A 23292-nucleotide genomic window follows, 5' to 3' on the forward strand; every position below is an offset into this window, starting at 1 on the left:
ATATGGAAACCCGCTCCAACCATGTGCTGGTGGGCACGGTCACGCTGCTGCTGCTGGCGGCGATCATCATCGCGGCCTTCTGGTTCTCCCGCATATCCGACGGACAGAACAAGCAATATGATATTTTCTTCAAACAGTCAGTCAGCGGCCTCGCGAAGGGGTCGAGCGTAAACTATGCCGGTGTGCCTTCGGGCCAGGTCGAAGCGATCGAATTGTGGAAGCGCGATCCCGGCTTCGTCAAGGTACGCATCACCGTGAAGGACGGCACGCCGGTCCTGCAAGGCACGACCGCCAGCATCGCGGGCGTCGGCTTTACCGGCGTCAGCGAAGTCGTGCTGGACGGCGCGGTCAAGGGCGCGCCGCCGATCATCTGTCCGGCGGAAAATCCCCAAGCCGTATGCCCCGATGGCATACCCGTGATCCCGACCAAGCCGGGCGCGCTGGGCGAATTGCTTAACAGCGCGCCGCAATTGCTGGAGCGCTTGTCGACGCTGACCGAGCGGCTGACCGAAGTGTTGAGCGACAAGAACCAGCAGTCGATTGCGGGCATCTTGGCCAATGTCGAGCGCGTGTCGGGTGCCCTGGCAGATCGCAGTCCTGAGATCGCCGCGACCCTGGCCGAAGCGCGCATCGCGGTGCAGCGCACGGGTGTTGCGGTCGAGCAGATCGGCAAGCTGGCCGCGACCACCGACGCGATGCTGAACGAGGAAGGCAAGCCGCTGATGGCCGACCTGCGCAAGAGCGTGCAGTCGGCGACCCGCAGCATTGATACGCTGGACAAGACCATCGGCGCGGCGCGGCCAGGCGTCGAGGCGTTCAGCACCCAGACCATGCCGGAAGTGAACCAACTGGTGCGCGACCTGCGCGAGATGTCGCGCGCCTTCCGCGGCGTTGCCGAGAAGCTGGACCAGCAGGGCGCGGGTTCGCTGGTCGGATCGCCCAAGCTGCCGGACTATAAGCCATGATGAAAGAGATGCGGACCATGTTCCATGCGAAACCCACTGCTTCCCTCGCGGCGCTGACCGCTGCCGTCCTGCTGTCGGGCTGTGTATCCATCGGCGGCAAGGTACCCGAACGGCTGCTGACGCTGGATGCGACGCAGAAGGTTCCGGCGGGCGCGGCGCAGCGCGCGGGTGCCGGGCGCACCTTGATCGTATCCGATCCCGATGCGCCCAAGATGCTGGATACGGTGCGGGTGCCGGTGCAGACCAGCCCCACCTCGATCGCCTATGTGACCGATGTGCAATGGGCGGATACGCCGCGTCATCTGTTCCGCCGCTTGTTGGCCGAGACGATTGCCGCAACCACCGACCGGGTGGTGCTCGATTCGGGCCAGTTTTCGGGCGATGGCGGCCAGCGGTTGACGGGCGAATTGATCGCCTTTGGCCTTGATGCGCCGGGGAATAATGCGGTGGTCACCTATGACGCCGTGCTGACCACGCCCAATGGCGTTGCGCTGGCGCGGCAGCGTTTCACCGCCAGCCAGCCAGTAGGTGGCAAGATCACGTCAATGACGGTTGGAACGCCGCTCAATCTGGCTGCCAACAAGGTGGCTGGCGATGTCGCGGCCTGGGTCGCGGCGATGAAGAACTGATTGAGGGTCCGCCCGCTGTACGCGGGCGGACCCTATCCTGCTATTCCAGGCTCTTGCTGGCCTGCTCCGTCACATCTTTCGATAGACCGGGTTGCGCCAATATGCGTTCGAGTTCGCTCCGCATCAGCGCACCGCGGGTTTCATCGAAGCGCTTCCAGCGGCCGAGCGGCGGGACCAGGCGCGCCGCCGTTTGCGGATTGAGCCGGTCCAGCGAAATGATGCAGTCCGCCACCAACCTGTAGCCCTTGCCCGATTTGTGGTGGAACGCCCACTGGTTGCCCGTAAACGCGCCATAGAGGGCGCGGACGCGGTTGGGATTGGCCAGCGTGAAGTCCTTGTGCCGTCCCAGTTCCTCGACCAGATCGACCGTGTCGGGATGAACCGCGAAGGCCTGGGTCTGAAACCATTTGTCGAGCGTCAGCGCGTCGGCCCCATAGCGGTTGTAGAAGATGTCGAGCGCCGCCACCCGCTCGGCGCTGTCGCCATTGGCGAGGATCGCCAGCGCCGCTTGCCGCTCGGTCATATTATGGGCGTAGTCGAACTGGATGAAGGCGGTTGCGGGGCCGTCCATCGCCCCCGATGCGACGAGATAGCCAAGCGCGCTGTTGCGCAGTTTGCGCGCCCCCTTGGCGGCGGCGGAAATAGAAAATTCGGCGGCCTTGGTCCGGGCATGAATTGCGCGCCAGTCCGCCTCCAGTTTCGCGCCGATCCTTTGTTGCAAGACTTCGCGCGCGGCGTGGATCGCGTCGGGATCGACTTGCGCCATCTGATCGCCAAGATAGGCTTCGCTGGGCAGGCGGATAGCTTCGGCGACGAAGGCGGGATCGAGCAGTGGGTCGGTAATGACCTGACGGATCGCCGCGATCACAGGGGCATCATCCATCGTCTGACCCGCGATGCGGCCGACCAATATGTTGACCATCAATTGCTGCATCGCCTCATAGCGGGCGAATGGATCATCATCATGCGCCGACAGGAAGGCTAGATCGTCCTGGCTGCGGTTGGTGTCGACGATCACGGGGGCGGAGAAGCCGCGATTGATTGACAGGATCGGCGCGGTAGCGAAATCGGGGAAAGTGAAGCTCTGCTGCGACTCGGTGAGCATCAACAGTTCGTCGCCATGATGGGTGCTGGTTGCGGGATCGAACAGAGCGACGCGCAGCGGGATCGCCATCGGGGCCTTGTCGGGCTGACCCGGCGTAGGGGCGAGCGACTGGTGGAGATGCAGGTTCACTGTCTGGGTCACCGGATCATGGTCGAGCATGGCGCGGACATGCGGGGTTCCGGCCTGCTCATACCAGCGGCGGAATTGGCTGAGGTCGATCTCCCCGCCCTCCTCCATCGCCAGAACGAAATCCTCGCAGGTGGCGGCTTGGCCGTCATGGCGATCGAAATAGAGATCGGTGCCCGCGCGGAAGCGTTCCGGCCCCAGCATCAGGGCGATCATGCGGATCAGTTCCGCGCCCTTATTATAGATGGTCGCGGTATAGAAGTTACTGATTTCCATATAGGATTCGGGCCGCACGGGATGGGCGAGCGGTCCAGAATCCTCCTGAAACTGCGCCGCGCGAAGGATGCGCACATCTTCGATCCGCTTGACCGCATGGCTGCCCATGTCGGCCGAGAAATTCTGGTCGCGAAAGACGGTGAAGCCTTCCTTGAGGCTCAGTTGGAACCAGTCGCGGCAGGTGACGCGATTGCCTGACCAGTTGTGGAAATATTCATGCGCCACCACGCCTTCGACGCCGTCATAGTCGATGTCGGTCGCGGTTTCCGGGTCTGCCAAAATATAGCGCGAATTGAAGATGTTGAGGCCCTTATTCTCCATCGCCCCGAAGTTGAAGTCCGCCACCGCGACGATGTTGAATACGTCGAGATCATATTCGCGGCCATAGACGCGCTCATCCCAGGCCATGGAATTTTTGAGCGCCTGCATGGCGTGTCCGGTGCGCGGCAGGTCGGCCTCGCGCACCCAGATGCCGAGTTGCACTTCGCGGCCGCTCATCGTCACGAAGCTGTCAGCGTTGCAGGCAAGGTCGGCGGCGACGAGCGCGAACAGGTAACAGGGCTTAGGGAAGGGATCGACCCAGCGTGCCCAATGCTTCCCGGCGTCACCCTCACCCTGCTCCACCGGATCGCCATTGGAGAGTAATATCGGAAAGCGCGCCTTGTCCGCACGCAGCGTCACATCATAGCGCGACAATATGTCGGGGCGATCCGGGAAGAAAGTGATGCGGCGGAACCCCTCTGCCTCGCACTGGGTGCAAAGCAGGCCGCCGCTGGCATAGAGGCCCATCAATTTGCTGTTCGATTCCGGTGCCAGTTCGACAAGCGTTTCGACTTTATGCGCCGAACCGGACAGCGACACGGACAAGGCGCCGACTTCCATATGCCATTGGTCGGGCGTGGCGGCTTCGCCATCGATGCGGACTTCCAGCGGGATCAGGCCATCGCCGTCGAGCCGCAAGGGCCTGTCATGATCGCCGTTGCGCGTGACGATGAGCGTTGCGCGAACGCGGGTGCGCGCGGGATCGAGGTCGAAATCGAGCGCAATGTCAGGCACCAGCCAGTCGGGCGGGCGATAGTCCGACCGGCGAATGACGGAGGGCGAAGCGGGGGATGCGTGCATGTCGGCCATTCCCCCACGCTAAGGAGAGGGCCAAGAAAAGGCCAGCGATGTTGCTCGTTTTTCGCGCCTGGCCCGCTTAAATCCGCTCACCCGACAGGCGCTGGCACAGCATGTCCAACTGATCGAGAGTGGAATATCGCAGCGTGAGCGTCCCACCGGCATGGCCTTCGTGCCGGACATCGACTTTCATCCCCAATATGTCGGCCAAATGCTGCTCCAGAGCGGCGATATCGGCATCGGGTTCGGATGCAGCGCCATTGCGGCGGGGTGCCGCAGCATTGTCGCTTCCCTTCATGCGACGAACCAATTGCTCCGTGTCGCGGACCGACAGTCCCTTCTCTTCGACCTGTCGCGCCAGGGCTTCGCAATCAGGAACGCCGATCAGCGCACGGGCATGGCCCATGCTGATCTTCTGTTCCATCACCTGCTGCTGCACCGAGGCGGGCAGGTCAAGCAGGCGCATGAGGTTGGCGATATGGCTGCGCGATTTACCCACAATGCGGCCAAGCGCATCCTGCGTATGTTGAAAGTCGCCGATCAGCTTGCGATAGGCCTCCGCCTCTTCAATCGGGTTCAGGTCTTCTCGCTGGATATTTTCGATCAGCGCGATTTCCAGCGTTTCCTGCTCATCGAAATCGCGGACGATCGCCGGGATTCGGTGCAATTGCGCTTTCTGCGCGGCGCGCCAGCGGCGTTCGCCCGCGACGATCTGAAAGCCGCCGCCATGCGGGCGCACGATGATCGGCTGGATAACACCGCGCTTGGCAATGCTTTCGGCCAGTTCCTGCAACGCGCCTTCGTCGAAATGGCGACGCGGCTGTTCCGGGTGGGGCTGAATCAGCGACACTTCGATATTCTGTACCGCCTTGCTGGACGGCGAGGCGGCGGGGGCGACGGGTTCTTCGCGCGCGACATCGCCGAGCAGGGCAGACAAGCCCCTGCCCAAGCCGTGCGGCCGCTTCACGATTTTGGGCTTGTCGGTCGTTTCGTCGCTCAAGCGGCAACCTCCTGTCGGGGCAGGCGCGCGATCAATTCGCGCGCGAGCTGCATATAGGCTTCCGACCCGGAACAGCGGAAGTCGTAGATCAATGCGGGGACGCCATGGCTCGGTGCTTCGGAAAGGCGCACGTTGCGCGGGATGACGGTGGTGAAGACGAGATCGCCCAGGCAGGCGCGCACATCGTCGGCTACTTGATCGGTCAGCCGGTTGCGCCGGTCATACATGGTGAGCGCGACGCCCATGATCGACAGGCCGGGATTGAAGCGGCCGCGAATCCGCTCGACCGTCTGGAGCAATTGCGACAAGCCTTCGAGCGCAAAAAATTCGCATTGCAGCGGGACGAGCAAGGATTGGGCCGCGACCATCGCATTGATCGTGAGCAGGCCAAGCGACGGTGGGCAATCGATCAGGCAAATGTCCCAACGGCCCGGAGGCGCTTCGGCCAATACCCGTTCGAGCCTATGGGTGCGCTGCTCATATTCGATCAGTTCGATTTCGCAGCCCGACAGATCCTGCGTCGCGGGGACGAGGTCCAGCTTGGGCACGCGAGTCGTGACGATCGTGTCTTCCAGCGCGCAATTGCCGACGAGCAGGTCATAGCTCGACCGCACCCGTTCGGCCTGGCCGATGCCGAGGCCGGTCGAGGCATTGCCCTGCGGATCGAGGTCCAGCAGCAGCACACGCAGGCCGGTAGCCGCAAGGCCGGTAGCGAGGTTGATCGCCGTGGTGGTCTTACCCACGCCGCCCTTCTGATTGGCGATGGCGATACAGATCATGCGCGACCTTTCTTTCTGACGACGGGTTTGACGGCGTGCGCGACGATGATGGCGCTATCGGCATCCGTTACGCTCGGTTCCACGTGAAACACACCCTGCCATGATGGGCGCGTCGCCTCCAGTTCATTTTGTGCATTTCGTCCTTTTGGCAGCACCCAGAGGGTATTTTTATCGGACAGGTGCGCGGCGGATTCCAGCAGCCGCGGCAGCGGCGCATAAGCGCGGGCGCTGATGACGGCGGCCGCGCGCGGCAGCACCATCTCTACCCGCCCACCAAAAACGGAGGCATGAGGCAGGTTCAACAGGGCGATGGCCTCGTTCAGAAAGTCGATCCGTTTGCGTCGCGATTCTACCATCAGCACCGGGCGTTCAGACAGGCATGCAACCACGATACCGGGCAGACCTGCCCCGGAGCCAAGATCGACCCACGCCCCCTCTCCGGCCGCACTGCCATGGGTGAGCAGTTGCGCGGAATCGACAATATGGCGTGCCCAGATGTGGGGACGGGTGGATTCAGCGATCAGATTTTGTTCGTCCATCGCCGCGAGAAGGATTGCGACGAACCGCTCCAGCCGCGCCATTGTTTCACGTGAAACATCGAAATGCGCGGACAACCAGACACGCGCCTCTTCCTCGGTCACGCGGCCACCTTGCGCACATGGACGAGGATGGCAGCAAGCGCCGCAGGGGTGATCCCCCGCACGCGCCCAGCGGCGGCCAACGTATCCGGTCGCGCGGCATCGAGTCGTTCGATCATTTCAGTCGACAGTCCGCCGATGCTGGCAAAGTCGAAATCGGGAGGAATGAAGACGCGCTCGTTGCGGCGCAGATCGGCAATCTCCGCATCCTGGCGGTGGAGATAGGGGGCGTAATGGGCGTCCTCCAATATCTCCGCGCGCAAGTCGGCGGGCGCTGCGGCAAGGCGGGGGGCGAGCGACAAGATCAACGCCCGATCAACTTCGGGGAAGCGCGCCCATTCAAACAGGCTGCGGCGTACGCCATCCTGCCGCACCGACGCGCCGGCGCGTGCCATGGTGGTGGCTCCGATGGGCCGCGCGAGTTCGGCCTCAATATCGGTGCGCAGAGCATCGCGCTCGGCCAACCGCGCGCGGCGGACGAGGCCGATTATGCCATGCGCGATGCCGATCGCGCCAAGCCGCGTTTCCGCATTGTCGGCGCGCAAGCGCAGGCGATATTCGGCGCGGGCGGTCAACATGCGATAGGGTTCGGTCACGCCCTGCAGGGTGAGGTCATCGATCATCACGCCGATATAGCTGCTGGCGCGGTCGAGGATCATCGCCGCTTCGCCGCGCGCGCGGGCTGCCGCATTGACGCCGGCGATCAGGCCCTGGGCAGCCGCTTCCTCGTAGCCAGTGGTGCCGTTAATCTGCCCGGCACAGAAGAGGCCGGGGATAGCGCGCACTTCCAACGTGGCGTCGAGTGCGCGCGGATCGATATGGTCATATTCGACCGCATAGCCGGGCACGACGATGTCGGCCCGCTCCAACCCCGCCATCGACCGCAGCATGGCCTCCTGCACATCGGTCGGCAGCGATGTGCTGATGCCATTGGGATAGACAAGCGGATCGTCCAGCCCTTCGGGTTCCAGAAAAATCTGATGGCCATCGCGGTCGCCGAAGCGCTGAATCTTGTCTTCGATGGAGGGGCAATAACGTGGCCCGCGACCTTCGATCGCGCCGCTGAACAACGGCGATCGGCCGAGGCCATCGCGGATGATCTGATGGGTGCGCGCATTGGTGCGGGTGATGGCGCAGGCGAGTTGGGGCAGCGGGCGACCGTTGGACAAGGGTGACATGGTCCAGCCGTCGCCGTCCGAAGGCTGTGCTTCCAGCCGCGCCCAATCGATCGTGCGACCGTCGATGCGGGGTGGCGTGCCCGTCTTGAGGCGACCGATAGGGAGAGCGAGATCGCGTAGCTGGACACCCAACGTAGTTGCAGCCCGTTCGCCGACCCGGCCGCCGATTTCGCGTTCGTCACCCCGGAACAGCTTGCCGCCGAGGAAGGTGCCGGTCGCCAGAACGACCGACGCAGCCGCCAATGTGCGGCCATCCGCCAAGGCCAGTCCGGCAACGGTACCTTGATCGAGCAGCAGCCCGGCCGCCTCGCCCTCGACGATGGTCAGGCCCTCCTGCGCATCAAGCATCTGATGGATGGCCGCGCGATAGCGTTTGCGGTCGGCCTGGATGCGCGGCCCCTGCACCGCCGCGCCCTTGCTGCTGTTGAGCATGCGATAATGAATCGCTGCCTGATCAGCCGCGCGGCCGATCAGGCCATCGAGCGCATCCACCTCGCGCACCAGATGGCCCTTGCCTAACCCGCCGATGGCCGGGTTGCAGGACATGGCCCCCACAGTAGCACGGTCGAACGTCAACAGCGCGACGCGCGCGCCTTTGCGTGCAGCAACGGCCGCCGCTTCGCATCCGGCATGGCCACCACCGACCACAATCACATCATAGCGAGTTTGCATGGGCAGCATGTAGCAGATGGAGGCCATTGCGGTCAAAAGCGTTCCACGTGGAACATTGCCCTATTTACCGATGCAGAAGCCCGAAAAGAGGCGGTCGAGCATATCTTCGGTCCCGGCCCGTCCGGTGAGCGCATCGATCGCGCGGCGGGCCTGGCGCAATTCTTCGGCTATGACGAGTAGGTCATCGCTTTCCCGTGCGGCGTCGACATGGGTGATCAATTCTTCGATCCGCGCACGCTGGCGGGCATGGAGGGCATAGTCGCCCTCGCCCGGCAGGAGTTGCGCGGCGCGATCGAGCAAGGTGGTGACAAGGGTCTCCATCCCCTCCCCTGTTCGCGCGGACAGTTGAAGGCCGGGCCGGGTCGCGTCGCGATCGCACTGGGCGGCGATCAACAGGGCATCGGCGCGCGGCAGATCGGCCGCCTCGCCCAGCCACAGGATGATGTCCGCCGCATCGAGCGCCGCCCGCGCGCGGTCCATGCCGATCGCCTCGATCGCATCGCCCGTCCCCTCATGCAGGCCAGCCGTGTCGGTGAACAGAAAGGCGGTGCCGCCGATAGCGGCAGGCACTTCGATCCGGTCGCGCGTGGTCCCGGCGATGTCAGACACGATCGCGGCGTCGCGCCCAACCAGCACATTGAGCAGCGTCGATTTGCCCGCATTGGGAGGTCCCGCCAACACGACGCGAATGCCGTCGCGCAACCGCTCGGCCGATGGTGCGGAAAGGGCCGCGCCGATGTCTTCCCCAAGCGCCGCGATGCCCGCGCCGATCCGCTGCTCGATCGCGGCGTCGGGCACATCATCCTCGTCGGAGAAATCGAGCGCGGCTTCGGCCATCGCCGACAGGTCGAGCAGAACGCGCCGCCAGCCTTCGACCCGACGCGAAAAATGCCCTTCCGCCATCATCAGGGCGGCGCGGCGCTGCTGCTGGGTTTCGGCGGCGAGCAGGTCCGACAGGCCTTCCACAGCGTTCAGGTCCATCCTTCCGTTGGTGAAGGCGCGGCGCGTAAATTCGCCCGCTTCCGCCCGGCGCAGGCCCGGCATCACGGCCAAAGCCATCTCGACCGCCGTGACGACGGCACGGCCGCCATGACAGTGGAGTTCGACCAGATCTTCGCCGGTAACGGTGGTCGGTCCGGGCAGCCAAAGGATGAGCGCCCGATCCAGAGGCGCGCCATCCTGCGGATCGGTGAGCAGCGCCAAGCTGGCCTGGCGTGGCGAGGGTAGGCGCTTGGCGAGGCGTTCCAGCGCCGTGCGGGCGCGTGGTCCGCTGATACGCACGACCGCTATTCCCGCAGGCGGGGCACCGCTGGATAGTGCGAAAATCGTATCGGTCATCAGCGGATGAACGATGCTATTTTTTGTCACCTGCCCCGCCCATGCCGGACAGGCCGATATTCATCATCTGCTGGAACAGGCGCACACCCGCATCTCCCATGGGCGAGAAGCTCTTGAACAGTGTCTCCATCTGCTCGACGCTGCCCACGCCCTCGAAACTGTCGAGCACGGTGCGGATATATTTATCGTGAATCGGCGTCACATCGGGCAGGCCGAGAAAGGCGCGCGCCTCGGCCGGGCTGCAATCCACATCGACCGTTACCTTCATAATTTCGGGCCTTCCCATTGCGTTCTACTATCTCTTGCCCGTCATGCCGCAAACAAGCGCATGGTGGCAAATTTTTTGCGCGAGCCAATGGTTGCACGCCCTATCCCTTGCGCCAATATGCAGGCGCAGCTCCACACGGCCAATAGCGAGAAGGAATGCGAGATGACAGGCTTTACTCCGATCGAGACGCTGGAGGGCGATGCCCTGTTCGATGCTTATGTGGCGCGGCCAGAGGGCGATGAAGCCAAGGCGGCGATTATCGTCATTCAGGAAATTTTCGGCGTCAATGAAGGCATCCGCCGCAAATGCGATAATTGGGCCAAGGCGGGTTATATCGCCTATGCGCCCGATCTGTTCTGGCGCGAGAAGCCGCATGTAGAACTGGACGCAGACGTGCCGGAGGAATTTCAGGCCGCACTTGGCCATATGCAGAAGCTGAACCAGGATCAGGCGATCCGCGACATTGAGGCGACGATCAAGGCGGCACGCGCAGCAGTCGATGGTGGCAAGGTCGGTCTGGTCGGCTACTGCCTGGGCGGTCGGCTGGCGTTCATGGCGGCGTGCCGCACCGATGGCGATGCGTTTGTGGGCTATTATGGCGTCGGGATAGACGGCTTACTGGGCGAAGCCCATGCGATCGGCAGACCTACCCTGTTGCATGTTCCGACTGCAGACCATTTCGTCCTGCCCGATGCGCAAAAGGCGATGCATGACGGACTTGAACCGAACCGCCATGTCACGCTGCATGATTATGACGGGTTGGACCATGGCTTTGCCGCCGAGATGGACAGTCGGCGCGATGAAGAAGCTGCGCAACTGGCGGACCAGCGCACCGTCGATTTCTTTACCGAGCATCTCGCCTGATGGTTGACGCATGGCGGATGGTGGCCCGCAGCCATGGCGGGCCGGAAGTCATCGCACGCGAGGATTTCGATCCTGGCATGCCCGGCGAGGGACAATTGTTGATCGCGCAGGAAGCGATTGGGCTGAACTTCATCGACACCTATTATCGGACCGGGCTCTATCCCGCCCCCCTCCCCACCCCTTTGGGGTCGGAGGGCGCAGGCCATGTCATTGCCGTTGGGCCGGGCATTTCGGGCTTTGCCGTGGGGGACAAGGTGGGATGCGCGCATGGCTTGGGTGCCTATGCCACGCATCGCCTCATTGCCGCCGACCATGCCGTGAAGGTTCCAGATGGCGTGTCGAGCGAGGATGCGGCGGCGATGATGCTCAAGGGCATGACCGCCTGCTACCTCGCCGAGGACACGATCGACTTGGCGGCCGGGCAAGTCGCTCTCGTCCATGCGGCGGCGGGCGGGGTCGGATCGGTTCTGGTGCCCTGGCTGCGCGACAAGGGCGTGGTGGTCATCGCTCATTGCGGATCGGCGCAGAAGGCCGCGCTGGTCGATGCTGACCATAGTCTCCACGGTCCGTTTGCCGATCTGGCCTCCACGGTTCGCGACTTGACCGACGGCAAAGGCGTCGATGTCGTCTATGACGGTATCGGCAAGGATAGTTGGGCGACTTCGCTCGCCTGCCTGAAGCGGCGGGGACTGATGGTAAGCTATGGTAATGCGTCAGGCGCGGTCCCGCCGATCAGCTTGCTCGACCTCAGCAAAGGCGGATCACTCTATGTCACGCGCCCGACGCTATCAGACTATGTCTCAACGACGCAGGCTCTCACCCACACCGCCGAACGCCTTTTCAACCGGATGCAGCGCGGGGTAGTATGCGCCATGATCGGTCAGCGCTTCGCTCTGGCTGACGTGGCCGAGGCGCATAAGGCGCTGGAGGCGCGGCAGACAACCGGAAGCACCGTGTTGATGCCTTGAGCTAAACAAAAAAGGGCGTGGCCATATTCACGGCACGCCCTTTTTTTAAAATATGTCCGTGAATGTAGATCTCAGCTCATCTTGCTGCGATCGACCAATGCCGTCATCTCGATATTCTCGCGAGAGATAAGGTCCGGCAATTTGGTGCAGACAAAGACGTCCTGCAGAGACGAGCCGATGCCACCGCCCATCCAGCATCCATATTCGACTTTGGTGATGGCCATGCCGGCATCCGAAACCATCTGCGCAACCAAATCCCGGTCAAAAGCGATGAAGGCCAGAGGATCATAGTCATTGGCGATCATGATCTTTCCGCCCTCCTGCATTACCCGGTTTTCCAGCGGGAAAATGGATTGGCCGTGCTCGATCATGTAGCGGGAAAATTCATTCAATTCGAAACAGGTCATCACAAATCGACCACCCGGCACCATCATGGCCGAAATAAATTTCAATAACCCCCCAAAATCCTTCTTCGTCACATGCGTGAATACCGAAAAAGCATATCCGACATCAAAGCTCCCGCTATATTCCTGCGCTAACTGATCGCGGGACTTACCGTTGTTTGACGATATAAATTGATCATAATGATCATTTCTATCGTTGATCAATTCGAATTTGACGCCATCCACATTGGGCTGGATATTCTGATTACAAAAATCGATGACCGGCGGCATGATATCCATGCCGACAATCTCCTTGGGCGTTACACCCATTTTACGCAGGGCAACGAGACCGCGCCCAATGCCGCAGCCAAAATCCAGCACCCGGCTTGCGCCATTGTGAATTGCTGTAAGCCTCTGAACAATCTGCATCGAAGCTAGGCCGACGGCCTCTGGATCCGATCCCCCCACCCAATCATTCATGGGACTCTTACGCATCAATTCGAATATTTCAGTAACGGTCGCCATTATGGATCCCTAATCCCAGATGTAATCACTCACTAGCTATAAGGCCGTCACGACTCCAGCAAGGCCAAACATCCACCCTTTTCAGCGAGATGCAAATTTAGCCGCCGGTCAGAACGATCAAACGAACAGCGTCAAAATCCCGACATTATTATCGACAAAACCTTCATAGATCATCTTCCCCGCGACATAGACGATCACGGCAAGCCCGACATACGCGATCCAGCGGAACCGTTCGATATATTTGGCAATGATGTTCGCCGCGAGACCCATCAGGGCGACCGACAGAATCAAGCCAATGATCAGAATACCAGGATGATCCTTGGCTGCCCCAGCAACCGCCAGTACATTGTCCAGGCTCATGGACACGTCGGCAACGGCGACCGCCCATGCAGCGGCAGCGAAGCTTTTGGCTGGGCGCAGGCCCGATATATCGTCGTCGCTGCTATCGTCCGGCGTATCCAGACCCCGCTTGGGGTGTAGCTCCCGCCACATTTTGAAACTGACCCATAGCAGCAGCAAACCACCGGCGAGGATCAGCCCAACGATCTGCATCAACTGGCTAACCACGAGGGCGAAGGCGATGCGAAGAACGAGCGCGGCGATGATCCCGATCAGGATCACCTTCCTGCGTTGCTCGGCAGGCAAGCCTGCGGCCAGTGCGCCGACCACGATCGCATTGTCACCTGCCAGCAAGATGTCGATCATCAATACCTGCCCGAAGGCGGCCAAGGCGCTGGGCGAGGTTATATTACTGAAATCAGCGACAATATGCCCCCAAATATCAGCGGGCGAGCCCAACCCCTGGGCGGCCGCGGCGGCAGTGGTGAGAAGGTCGAACATATCGGCGCGATCCCGCTTACTGGTTCATCGAATCGAAGAAATTCTCGTTGGTCTTCGAATCCTTCATCTTGTCGAGCAGGAACTCCATCGCGTCGATCGTGCCCATCTGCATCAGGATGCGGCGCAGCACCCACATCTTGCTGAGCGTGCCCTTGTCGACCAGCAGCTCTTCCTTGCGGGTGCCGGACTTGCCGACATCGAGCGCCGGGAAGATGCGCTTGTCCGCGACCTTGCGATCCAGCACGATTTCCGAGTTGCCGGTGCCCTTGAACTCTTCGAAGATGACTTCGTCCATGCGGCTGCCGGTGTCGATCAGCGCGGTCGCAATGATGGAGAGCGAACCGCCTTCCTCGATATTGCGCGCGGCGCCGAAGAAGCGCTTGGGGCGCTGGAGCGCATTGGCATCGACGCCGCCGGTCAGCACCTTGCCCGACGACGGGACAACAGTGTTGTAGGCGCGGCCGAGGCGGGTGATCGAATCGAGCAGGATGACGACATCCTTCTTATGCTCGACCAGGCGCTTGGCCTTTTCGATCACCATTTCGGCGACCTGGACGTGGCGGGTGGCAGGCTCGTCGAAGGTGGAGGACACAACCTCGCCCTTCACGCTGCGCTGCATGTCGGTGACTTCTTCCGGGCGCTCGTCGATCAGCAGGACGATCAGGAAGACTTCGGGATGATTGTCGGTAATGGCCTTGGCGATGTTCTGCAGCATCACCGTCTTGCCGACGCGCGGTGGCGCGACGATCAGTGTGCGCTGACCCTTGCCCTGCGGCGAGACGATGTCGATGACACGGGCCGACTTGTCCTTCTGGGTCGGGTCGCCCGGATCGAGCGTCAGCTTGGATTCGGGATAGAGCGGCGTCAGATTGTCGAAATTGACGCGATGACGGACCACGTCGGGATCATCGAAATTGACGGTGTTGAGCTTCACCAAAGCGAAATAGCGCTCGCCATCCTTGGGCGCGCGGATCTCGCCGTCCACCGTGTCGCCGGTGCGCAGGCCGAAGCGGCGGACCTGGTTGGGGGAGACATAGATATCGTCGGGACCGGCCAGGAAGTTGGCTTCCGGGCTGCGCAGGAAGCCGAAGCCGTCAGGCAGCACCTCGATCGTGCCTTCGCCCATGATCTGCTCGCCATTTTCCGCCTCGGCCTTGAGGATCGCGAACATCAGATCCTGTTTGCGCAGGGTCGACGCGCCCTCGACGCCCAGTTCCTCGGCAAGCTGCACGAGGTCGGCGGGCGCTGTTTTCTTAAGGTCCTTGAGATGCATTGCGAGTCGGTCCGATGACGAGAGGGAGACAGGCGCCGGAAACGGCGAGAAACAGGCGAGCAGGACGCTGCCAGACGCTTGCCGCGAACAGGCAAGGTCGATCATGCGCGCATTTAGCGAGGCGCGGCCCGCCAAGTCAAGGCAGGACTGCGCCGAAAGATAGCGGACAGCGCGGTGTAGCGGCGATTCGGGGTCAAGGGTGGCGCTGGCGCGATGACCGGGATTCATGCTATGGGAGGATCATAAGATAAGCGGAAAGGATGCGGACATGGGACGGCACCGCGCAGGGCTGCGCGCCGTGCGCCTCGCGGGACTGGCGATCGGGCTGGCGACGGCCTGGATGCCATTGGCCGCGCAGGATGTGCCCGCGCTCGACCCCGACATTCCGCCCGCCATCGTCCGCACCGGCCCTTCGCTCGATGCGCGGGTGACGATCCCCATCCATATCGATGGCAAGGGGCCGTGGAACTTCATCATCGATACCGGGTCGCAGCGCACCGTGATCGCACGCGACCTGGCGGAGCGGCTGGCCCTGCCCGCGCGCACCAATGTCACGATCATCAGCATGACCGGCCGGTCGGAAGCGACGACGGTGGCGGTGCCGCGGCTGGGCTTTGCGGGCGGCACGATCGACGATATCGAAGCCCCGGTGCTGGAGGGCGAGCATCTGGGTGCACCGGGCCTGCTGGGGCTGGACAGCCTGCACGCCAAGCGGGTGACGCTGGATTTCCGCAGCGGGCAGATGGCCATCGCCAGCAGCAACGCCCGCCGCCCCATCAGCGTCGATCCCGATACGATCGTGGTGGAGGCGCGGCGCAAACGCGGTCAGTTGATCCTGCTCGATTCCGACGTGAACGGGATGCGCGTCGCCATCATGCTCGACACCGGCACGGACTTCAGCATCGGCAATATGGCGTTGCGCAATAAGCTGATCGCCAAGAAGCGCGCGCCCGAATTGCTCACCGCGTCGCTGACCAGCGTGACCGGCGGGACGCTGAGCGGAGAGGTGGGTCGGATCAAGTCCGTGAAGATGGGCCGGGTCAACCTGATCGACGTGCCAGTGCTGTTCGTCGATGCCAGCCCCTTTGCGGAGCTGGGCATGGCTGACAAGCCCGCGCTGCTGCTGGGCATCAGCGCGCTGCGCCTGTTCGACCGGGTGGCGATCGACTTCGGCCGGGGCAAGGTCGACTTTTTGCTGCCCGATGCGAGCGAGTTGGAGAGGACGCAGTTGGCGGCGATCATACCACCCAAAGGATAGCGATCAGGGGGTCGGGACCGGGCGGGGCGGCGGCTGTCGCTGCCGGTCGCGGCCCAGCACATTGTCGATCCATTGCTGGTCGAGCTGCTGGGGCTGTGGCCGGTCTTCGGGGTCGATTTCCATTTGCTGGTCATCGGCTTCCTCGCCTCGTGCGGATCGGCGCGGGCGTTCGATGGGAAGGCCGTTTTCATCCACCATCATGCCGCCCTCGGCCTCGCCATCGGGGGTGCCATAATAGGCTTCCTCGTCCGGCTCCAATTGCCATTCGGGCAGGGTCACCTGGGTTTCAAACTGTTCCACGGGGCGTTTAGCCACGGCGACCTTCATATAGTCGGCAAAGGCGCGGGCCGGGGCACGGCCGCCCTGCAACACGCCCACCGCGCGCGCATCGTCGCGGCCCATCCATACGCCGGTCGTGATGCCGCTGGAAAAGCCCAAGAACCAGCCATCCTTGTTGCTGCTGGTCGTGCCGGTCTTGCCCGCGACCGGGCGACCGATCTGCGCCGCCTTGCCGGTGCCGGTGGACACGGCGGTCTGCATCAGGTCGGTCATACCCGCCGCGACCCATGGCGCGACCAGCACGCGGCTGGTGTCGTCCTGATGCTCGTAGAGAAGGCGACCGTCCGCCGTCGTCACCTTGGTAATGCCGTAGGGGGTGACGGCGATGCCCTTGCGCGCGATCGAGGCGAAGGCGCGGGTCATGTCGATCAGGCGGACGTCGGACGTGCCCAGCACCATCGAGGGGTGGGTGTTGATCGGCGTCGTCACGCCAAAGCGGCGGGCCATGTCGGCGACGGTCGGAAAGCCGACCTCGACGCCCAGCTTCGCCGCGACGGTGTTGATCGAATAGGCAAAAGCGGTGCGGATATCGATATCGCCCGAAAAACGCCCGGAACTGTTGCGTGGCTTCCAGCCGTTGATGTCCACCGGCTCGTCGGTGACGCCGGTATCCGGCGTATAGCCCGCCTCCAGCGCGGCCATATAGACAAAGATCTTCCACGCCGACCCTGGCTGCCGGGTCGCTGTGGTCGCGCGATTATAATTGGACGTCACATAATCGAGGCCGCCGACCAGCGCCCGCACCGCGCCATCGCGGTCCAGGCTGACCAGCGCACCCTGCGTGCCAGACGGCACATTGGCCTTGATCGCCGCTGTCGCCGCTTTCTGCATGGTGAGGTCGATGGTGGTGTAGACTTCCAGTGGTTCGCTGGACTCGTCGATCAGCACATCAAGTTGCGGCAGCGCCCAGTCCGTGAAATAGCGTACGCTGTTCTGCGGCGGTTCGGGCGCGAGCGCGACATTGGCAATGTCCGCCGCGGCCTTGTCCGCCGCGCTGATGACGCCATTTTGCACCATCAGATCAAGCACCACGCCCGCGCGACCAAGGGCGGCTTCCGCGTCGGCGGTAGGCGAATAGCTGGACGGGGCCTTCACCAGCCCTGCAATGATCGCCGCTTCGGGCAGGTCGAGCGTCGTGGCGGGATGACCGAAAAATTTGCGGCTGGCCGCGTCGATGCCATAGGCGCCGCCGCCGAAATAGACTTTGTTGAGGTACAGTTCGAGGATCTGCCGTTTGGAAAATTTACGCTCCAGCGCCAGGGCCAGCACCATCTCGCGGATCTTGCGACCGAAACTATAGCTGTTGTTGAGGAAGATGTTGCGCGTCACCTGCTGGGTGATGGTCGATGCGCCCTGCAGACGACGGCCGGTGCCGCGATTTTCGACCGCGACCCACGCCGCGCGCGCCATACCGACGGGATCGACGCCGGGATGATGATAGAAACGCTTGTCTTCGGTCGATACCATCGCGTCGATCATCACTTGCGGGATCTGATCATAGTCGAGCCAGCGGCCAAAACTCGGCCCCAGCGACACAATCACGCTGCCGTCGGCGGCATGAACGCGGATCATCTGGCCATTGGGGGAGGATTTGAGGCTGCCATAATCAGGGAGCGACTGGAGCGCGAAGACGACCGCGATCACGATCGCCAAAAGGCCCGCCACCGCTGCCGCCACGCCGATCTTCACCGTGCGCAGCGCCCATGTCTTCGCGCGGCTGGGCGCGCCCTTGCTCTTGCCTGATCCTGCCATCTGTGCCGCCCCGGATACGCGCTAATCCCGGCCCCGGCCAGCGTGATTTAGACGCTTTGCCGGGAAAAATGCCGTGGCCGTCTCCATGACGATGGCCGCTTTACGGACGATGAACGATCAGTCGTCCTGGCGCGGTTTGAAGTCGAGCGAGGCGCTGTTCATGCAATAGCGCAGCCCGTTGACGCCCGGACCATCGGGAAAGACATGGCCCAGATGCCCGTCACATTTGGCGCAGCGGACCTCGGTGCGGACCATGCCGTGGCTGACGTCGCGGATTTCCTCGACCGCGTCGATGTCCACTGGCGCGGTGAAACTGGGCCAGCCGGAGCCGCTGTCATATTTTTCCTCGGCATCGAACAATTCGGTGCCGCAGCCCGCGCAATAATAGCGGCCATCGACCTTGTTGGCGTTCAGATTGCCGGTAAAGGCCCGCTCGGTGCCGCCTTCGCGCAGTACATGATAGCGTTCGGGCGAAAGGCGCGCGCGCCATTCCGCATCGGTCAGGGTCAGCTTTTCCATGGCGGCAATATGGGTGCGCAGAGCGCGTCGATCAAGCATCCGCGATGCGGGTGAGGCGCATGGCGAGCCTTGCAGCCCCCGGTGTTGCGCTCAGGACACGGAGCAGGCCGGGATAGCGCCCCAGCGCGCGAAACCCCGCCGCCGCGCGCAAGGGCAGCAGCGCTCGCCGCGCGAAATGGCGCTGGTAACGCTCTGCACCATTGCGTCCCTGCGCCTGCCATTGCGTCACGGCCTCTGCCGCGCTGGCGAGCGCAATGCCGATCCCCTCCCCCGCCAGCGACGGGATCACCGCCGCCTGATCGCCAAGCCGGTAAAGGCCCGGCCAGGTCGTGGTCGCGCGCCAGCCATAGGGGACATCGCCGATCGCATCGACGCTGCCAGCGGCGGACACATCCCCCAGCCGATCGGCCAGCGCGGGCGAACGATCCGCCAGCGCCGTGATCAGGCCAAGCGGACGGCCACCCGCTGCGATCAAGCGGCTCTTGCGCACGGCCATGCACAGATTGGCGCTGCCATCCTCCTGCAACAACAGGCCGACATAGCCGCCCTCGACCCAGTGCAGCTCGATCCGGCCACCGATCAGGCGTTGGCGCGCGGGACTGGCGGGCAGGCGCAGCCGCAGGCCGAGTTCGGGGTCTGCGCCGTCACGGGGTCGCACCGCGCCACGCACATCATGCTTGCCCGTGGCGAGGAACAGGCTGTCCCAGTCGAGCGCCTGCCCATCATCGAGGGTGATCGCGGTCGGCGTCAGCGTCCGCACCGCATGACCGAGCCGGAAGGTCACGCCTGCGTCGATCGCGGCGGCGCGCAGCAGCGTGTCGAGCCGGTGCCGCGACAGCCCCATGCCGGGCGCGGGGAGCGGCAACGCAATCTCCCGCCCGCCTGCGAACAGTGCCAGCCGGTCGATCCGGTGGCCGCCGAGCATAGCTGCGTCGATGCCCAGCGCCTCAATCTGCGCGATCGTCGCCCAGCTAAGAAACCCGCCGCACAGCGCATCCCCCGGCACCTGCTGCCGATCAATCAGCAGCGGCTCCGCCCCCAACCGCGCCAGCCGCAGCGCTGCTGCCGCGCCTGCCGGACCTGCGCCGAGGATCAGCGGCGGCGTCATTTTTGCCGGGCGACGCAGAGCCGGAAGGGGAAGACACGCTTGATGCGCGCGTCCCCAATGTTAGCCGCCGCCAGCATCGCTCGCCATTCGCCGGGCACGAAGCTGCGCGCGATCGACAATTGCCCGTCGGCGCGGACGATCGGATGAACGCCCAGCAGGCGGGCGAGCAGCGGATAGCCATGATAGGCAAAGCCGTGGCGATGCAGGTCGTTGACGAACCATCCCATGCGCGCCTGATCCTCCATGAAATGCAGAAACACCAGCCGCTCCGCCTCGTCCATATGGTGGGTGACCAGGCTGGAGATAATGATGTCCCATGGTTCATCCACCAGCGCAGCATAGTCGCCGGTGCGATAGTCGATGGCCAGCGCCGGATCGGTGCGCGCCTGCGCCACGGCCTGGCTGCGCGGGTTGAGATCGATGCCGACAAGCGTGCAGGCGATGCCGCGCCGCTTCGCCCAGGCCGCGATCCGCCGCAGCATCCCGCCATCGCCATAGCCAACGTCAAGCAGCCGGAACGGGCCGGTCACCGCGCGATCGAGAAAGCGGAGCGTCGGCCGCGCCGCCAGCGTGACGCGATTGACCCGGTCGAGATCGGCCAGCACCCGCGCATAGACGGCTTCGGGCAGGTCGGCTGCATCCATCTGCTCCTGCGCCAGCGAGCGCTTCATGCGTCCGCCCGGTGGAAGGTCAGGCCTTCGGCCGCAAGCCCCGGCCCAAAGGCCAGCGCCATCCCCTGCCCGCGCGCATCGCCCGCCAATATCCGCGCCAGCACGAACATCAGCGTCGCCGAGGACATATTGCCGAACGCGCGCAGCACCGCCCGGCTATGGTCGAGCGCGTCGGGGGCGAGATTAAGCGCGCGCGCCACCGCGTCGAGGATCGAACGGCCCCCTGCATGAACCGCCCAAAGATCGACGCTGCTCGCAGGAATCGGCAAGGTGATCGTGCCCGCCAACGCCTGCGCGATCGCGCCGGGCACTTCGCCCGACAAATGCATGGCGAAACCATGATCACCCAGATCCCAGCGGATCAGCGCCTCCGTATCGGGCACGGTCATGGCGAAAGGCTGGCCGAGCGCAATGCCGCCCGGCCCCGCGCTGACCAGCGCCGCCGCCGCGCCATCACCAAATTGCAGCATCGCCAGCAACGGTTCGACCCGCGCATCGTCTTGCAAATGCAGGCTGCTCAGTTCCACACACACGACCAGTACCCGCGCATCCGGTTCCGATCGCACGATATGGCGCGCGGACCGCAGCGCGACGATCGCGGCATAGCAGCCCATATAGCCGACCATCAGTCGCTCGACCGTCGGGTCCAGCCCCAGCATCGTCACCAGCTTCTGGTCGATTCCCGGCGCGATAAAGCCGGTGCAACTGGCCACCACCAGATGGGTGATGCCGTCGATCGCCACCTGATCCGCCAGCGCGGCCACCGCGCGCGTGGCCAGCATCGGCGCGGCGTCGGCATAGATGGCCATGCGCTGCGCCGTGGTCGGCCATGGCCCGCCGTAAAAGCCGCCCTGCGCGGTCGGCGATCCGGTGCAGCCGTCCAGCACCGACCAGCGATGGTCGATCCCGCTGCGCTGCGCCATGCGCGTGAACAAAGCCCGTTCGCGCGGGTCGGCGATCCGTTCGCCCGCCCAATCGATGAAGGCCGGGTGGATGTCGGTGTCCGGGACGGCCGTGCCGATGGCGTGGATCGTGGCGGGAAGGGAAATGATGCGCTGCCTTTGTTGCGCGCGGACGCGGTGGGCCGGTCATACCACCAAGTCGCGACCTGTTCAGCCCTTCAAAGCGCCCAGACCCGCCCTATCGTTCCCGCCCTATCGTTCCCGCGCCGCCTGACGCGCGATGGTCAGCAATTCGTGGCGCACCAGCAGATCGCCGGTGCCCCGGCCCGACCGGGTTGCGCGCTCTGCCTCCAGCAAGCGCTGGATCACGCGCGCGATGCCATGGCTGTCCCACAGCCGCACCTGGCGGGACACCAGCCCTTTTTCCTTCCAGAACACGGCCTTGCCCGCCGCCTCCATCGCCGTTTCCAACCGTCCGCTGGCGTCGAAACTGGTGCGGATATTGGCGATCAGCATCGCGCGGGTCATCAGCGGACGGATGACCGAGGCCATCGCCGTGCTGGTTTCCTGAAGCCGCGTCAGTTCATGGTGCATGGCCTTTAGGTCACCACCCAGCACCGCGTTGACCAGCGGCGCGACCTCCGTATCGGGATTGTCCGCTGACAGCGCGTCCAGCGCCTCCGCCGTCGCTTCGCACGGCCGGTCGGGCGCGGCGTCGAGATAGAGGATCAGCTTCTCGACCTCGCCCTGCATCAGCGCGCGATCCCCATTGGCGAGCGCCACGATCCGCCGGGCTAGGTCCGACGAGAGGCGCAGGCCGCCTTCGCGGGCGATGGCGATGGCGATCTGCTCGGCCTCGCGCGCGTCCGGCTGGTAGGAGATGAATGCCAATGTCGCCTTATGGTCCAGCGCCAGCTTGAGCAGCTTGGACGTGGCCTTGAGCGCGCCCGCGACCGCCACGACCGGATTGCCCGCCGCGGGGCTTTCGAGCAGCGCGGTCAAGGCGGGCAGCGATTCCTCGCCCATGCCGCTAACGCGAATCCAGCGCCGATCGCCGAACATGGAAAAGGACGCCGCCTCATCCGCCAGCCGGGCGGGGTCGTCGCGCAGCGTCGACCCATCGAGGTCGATGCGTTCGGCCTGCGGCCCCATCGCCCGCTCCAGCCGCTTGAGCAGCGCCTGGCTGCCCGCATCGTCGGGCCCGTAGAGCAGGAAGAAGCGGACGTCAGCAGGCGGGGCGTCGAGCGCCTTTTCGATCTGGCCGCGATTGGCCTTCAAGGATTGGCCGCCTTGCGCGAAAACAGCGCGAGCCGGGTGACGATCTGGTCCGCCACCGTCTGCGACAGCCGCTCCAGCGCGGTATCTTCCGCCGCGATCGTCGCATATTCGCTCGACGTGACGTCGATGCCGGCGTCCGACCCGGCGGTGTCGTCGAGGATTTGCGCGCCAGTCGCTTCGTCGATCAACTGATAGCGCGCGCGCAGGGTGCGCCGTTCGCGGGTGACGGCGGCGTCGGCGCGCAAGCCGAAGCCAGTGATCTCGTCGTCCAGCTTCACCACAAGTTTGTAGCGCGGGCCGCTACCGCCACTCATAGCCCCCAGCCGATCGTTGAGCGCATTGCGGACCAACCAGCCGCCGCGCCCTTCGATCGGCGCGACATCGACATTGCCCAACGCCTGCGCGACTACGCCCTGCGATCCACCGCCATAGACCGGGCGGAGGCCGCAGCCGGTCAGCAGGAGCGGGATGGCGAGAAGGGGGAGGAGACGCTTCATGACCAGAACCCTTATCCGTTCG

The 23292-nt window shown here is 63.9% G+C and carries 22 protein-coding genes; 5 read left to right on the top strand and 17 right to left on the bottom strand.

Features of this window, described 5'->3' with window-relative positions; translation table 11 throughout:
• Positions 1-2: 2 nt before the first annotated feature.
• Positions 3-965, top strand: a complete 963-nt coding sequence (locus V2I08_RS11600) for an MlaD family protein (protein ID WP_310225588.1) — start codon at positions 3-5, stop codon at positions 963-965.
• Entirely contained in the window at positions 962-1594 is a 633-nt protein-coding gene (locus tag V2I08_RS11605) for an ABC-type transport auxiliary lipoprotein family protein (protein WP_405053644.1), read from the top strand. The genes V2I08_RS11600 and V2I08_RS11605 overlap by 4 nt, the downstream gene beginning before the upstream one ends.
• Positions 1595-1634: 40 nt before the next feature.
• Here the strand turns inward: V2I08_RS11605 and pepN are convergent, their stop codons facing one another.
• The 7 genes from pepN to V2I08_RS11640 all read right to left on the bottom strand — a co-directional run bounded on the left by pepN (position 1635) and on the right by V2I08_RS11640 (position 10093).
• A complete protein-coding gene (gene pepN / locus V2I08_RS11610; protein ID WP_349635248.1) occupies positions 1635-4232 on the bottom strand; it encodes an aminopeptidase N in 2598 nt (865 codons plus the stop codon).
• Positions 4233-4299: 67 nt separating this feature from the next.
• On the bottom strand, positions 4300-5220 hold the full coding sequence (locus V2I08_RS11615) for a ParB/RepB/Spo0J family partition protein (protein WP_349635249.1): 921 nt from the start codon (positions 5218-5220) through the stop codon (positions 4300-4302).
• Complete coding sequence (locus V2I08_RS11620; RefSeq protein ID WP_349635250.1) at positions 5217-5999, bottom strand: ParA family protein; 783 nt, start codon at positions 5997-5999, stop codon at positions 5217-5219. Before V2I08_RS11620 ends, V2I08_RS11615 begins: the two co-directional genes overlap by 4 nt.
• Positions 5996-6640, bottom strand: coding sequence for a 16S rRNA (guanine(527)-N(7))-methyltransferase RsmG (gene rsmG / locus V2I08_RS11625; RefSeq protein ID WP_349635251.1), 645 nt, complete (start codon positions 6638-6640; stop codon positions 5996-5998). Before rsmG ends, V2I08_RS11620 begins: the two co-directional genes overlap by 4 nt.
• The gene (mnmG, locus tag V2I08_RS11630; RefSeq protein WP_349635252.1) at positions 6637-8487 is read right to left on the bottom strand and encodes a tRNA uridine-5-carboxymethylaminomethyl(34) synthesis enzyme MnmG; all 1851 of its coding nucleotides are present in this window, start codon (positions 8485-8487) and stop codon (positions 6637-6639) included. The genes rsmG and mnmG overlap by 4 nt, the downstream gene beginning before the upstream one ends.
• A gap of 60 nt (positions 8488-8547) precedes the next feature.
• Positions 8548-9825, bottom strand: coding sequence for a tRNA uridine-5-carboxymethylaminomethyl(34) synthesis GTPase MnmE (mnmE, locus tag V2I08_RS11635; protein WP_349635253.1), 1278 nt, complete (start codon positions 9823-9825; stop codon positions 8548-8550).
• 16 nt (positions 9826-9841) lie between these two features.
• A complete protein-coding gene (locus V2I08_RS11640) occupies positions 9842-10093 on the bottom strand; it encodes a DUF6489 family protein (RefSeq protein WP_043151877.1) in 252 nt (83 codons plus the stop codon).
• A 162-nt stretch (positions 10094-10255) separates the two neighbouring features.
• Here V2I08_RS11640 and V2I08_RS11645 point away from each other — a divergent pair, with 162 nt between their 5' ends.
• Together V2I08_RS11645 and V2I08_RS11650 are read left to right on the top strand one after the other, a co-directional pair.
• Positions 10256-10957, top strand: coding sequence for a dienelactone hydrolase family protein (locus tag V2I08_RS11645; protein ID WP_349635254.1), 702 nt, complete (start codon positions 10256-10258; stop codon positions 10955-10957).
• A complete protein-coding gene (locus V2I08_RS11650; protein WP_349635255.1) occupies positions 10957-11925 on the top strand; it encodes a quinone oxidoreductase in 969 nt (322 codons plus the stop codon). Before V2I08_RS11645 ends, V2I08_RS11650 begins: the two co-directional genes overlap by 1 nt.
• 71 nt (positions 11926-11996) lie before the next feature.
• Here the strand turns inward: V2I08_RS11650 and V2I08_RS11655 are convergent, their stop codons facing one another.
• The 3 genes from V2I08_RS11655 to rho all read right to left on the bottom strand — a co-directional run bounded on the left by V2I08_RS11655 (position 11997) and on the right by rho (position 14946).
• On the bottom strand, positions 11997-12833 hold the full coding sequence (locus V2I08_RS11655; RefSeq protein WP_349635256.1) for a methyltransferase domain-containing protein: 837 nt from the start codon (positions 12831-12833) through the stop codon (positions 11997-11999).
• A gap of 117 nt (positions 12834-12950) precedes the next feature.
• Entirely contained in the window at positions 12951-13673 is a 723-nt protein-coding gene (locus V2I08_RS11660) for a YjbE family putative metal transport protein (protein WP_349635257.1), read from the bottom strand.
• A gap of 16 nt (positions 13674-13689) precedes the next feature.
• Positions 13690-14946, bottom strand: a complete 1257-nt coding sequence (gene rho / locus V2I08_RS11665; RefSeq protein ID WP_037478949.1) for a transcription termination factor Rho — start codon at positions 14944-14946, stop codon at positions 13690-13692.
• A 268-nt stretch (positions 14947-15214) separates the two neighbouring features.
• Between rho and V2I08_RS11670 the strand changes: the two genes are divergently transcribed.
• Complete coding sequence (locus tag V2I08_RS11670) at positions 15215-16204, top strand: retroviral-like aspartic protease family protein (RefSeq protein ID WP_349635258.1); 990 nt, start codon at positions 15215-15217, stop codon at positions 16202-16204.
• A 3-nt stretch (positions 16205-16207) separates the two neighbouring features.
• Here V2I08_RS11670 and V2I08_RS11675 read toward each other — a convergent pair whose 3' ends face one another.
• The 7 genes from V2I08_RS11675 to lptE all read right to left on the bottom strand — a co-directional run bounded on the left by V2I08_RS11675 (position 16208) and on the right by lptE (position 23270).
• Entirely contained in the window at positions 16208-18295 is a 2088-nt protein-coding gene (locus V2I08_RS11675; RefSeq protein ID WP_349635259.1) for a PBP1A family penicillin-binding protein, read from the bottom strand.
• 117 nt (positions 18296-18412) lie between these two features.
• Complete coding sequence (msrB, locus tag V2I08_RS11680) at positions 18413-18814, bottom strand: peptide-methionine (R)-S-oxide reductase MsrB (protein ID WP_313924763.1); 402 nt, start codon at positions 18812-18814, stop codon at positions 18413-18415.
• A 31-nt stretch (positions 18815-18845) separates the two neighbouring features.
• On the bottom strand, positions 18846-19922 hold the full coding sequence (locus tag V2I08_RS11685) for an FAD-dependent oxidoreductase (protein WP_349635260.1): 1077 nt from the start codon (positions 19920-19922) through the stop codon (positions 18846-18848).
• Positions 19919-20593: a methyltransferase domain-containing protein gene (locus V2I08_RS11690; RefSeq protein WP_349635261.1), complete on the bottom strand. Its 675-nt coding sequence runs from the start codon at positions 20591-20593 to the stop codon at positions 19919-19921. The genes V2I08_RS11685 and V2I08_RS11690 overlap by 4 nt, the downstream gene beginning before the upstream one ends.
• A complete protein-coding gene (locus V2I08_RS11695) occupies positions 20590-21642 on the bottom strand; it encodes a type III polyketide synthase (RefSeq protein WP_349635271.1) in 1053 nt (350 codons plus the stop codon). The genes V2I08_RS11690 and V2I08_RS11695 overlap by 4 nt, the downstream gene beginning before the upstream one ends.
• A 105-nt stretch (positions 21643-21747) precedes the next feature.
• Positions 21748-22773 (bottom strand): DNA polymerase III subunit delta, encoded by a 1026-nt coding sequence (holA, locus tag V2I08_RS11700; protein ID WP_349635262.1) that lies wholly within the window; start codon positions 22771-22773, stop codon positions 21748-21750.
• Positions 22770-23270: an LPS assembly lipoprotein LptE gene (gene lptE / locus V2I08_RS11705; RefSeq protein WP_349635263.1), complete on the bottom strand. Its 501-nt coding sequence runs from the start codon at positions 23268-23270 to the stop codon at positions 22770-22772. Before lptE ends, holA begins: the two co-directional genes overlap by 4 nt.
• Positions 23271-23292: the final 22 nt, after the last annotated feature.

This window comes from Sphingobium sp. MK2, from assembly GCF_040170545.1.
In the GTDB taxonomy this organism is placed as follows: domain Bacteria; phylum Pseudomonadota; class Alphaproteobacteria; order Sphingomonadales; family Sphingomonadaceae; genus Sphingobium.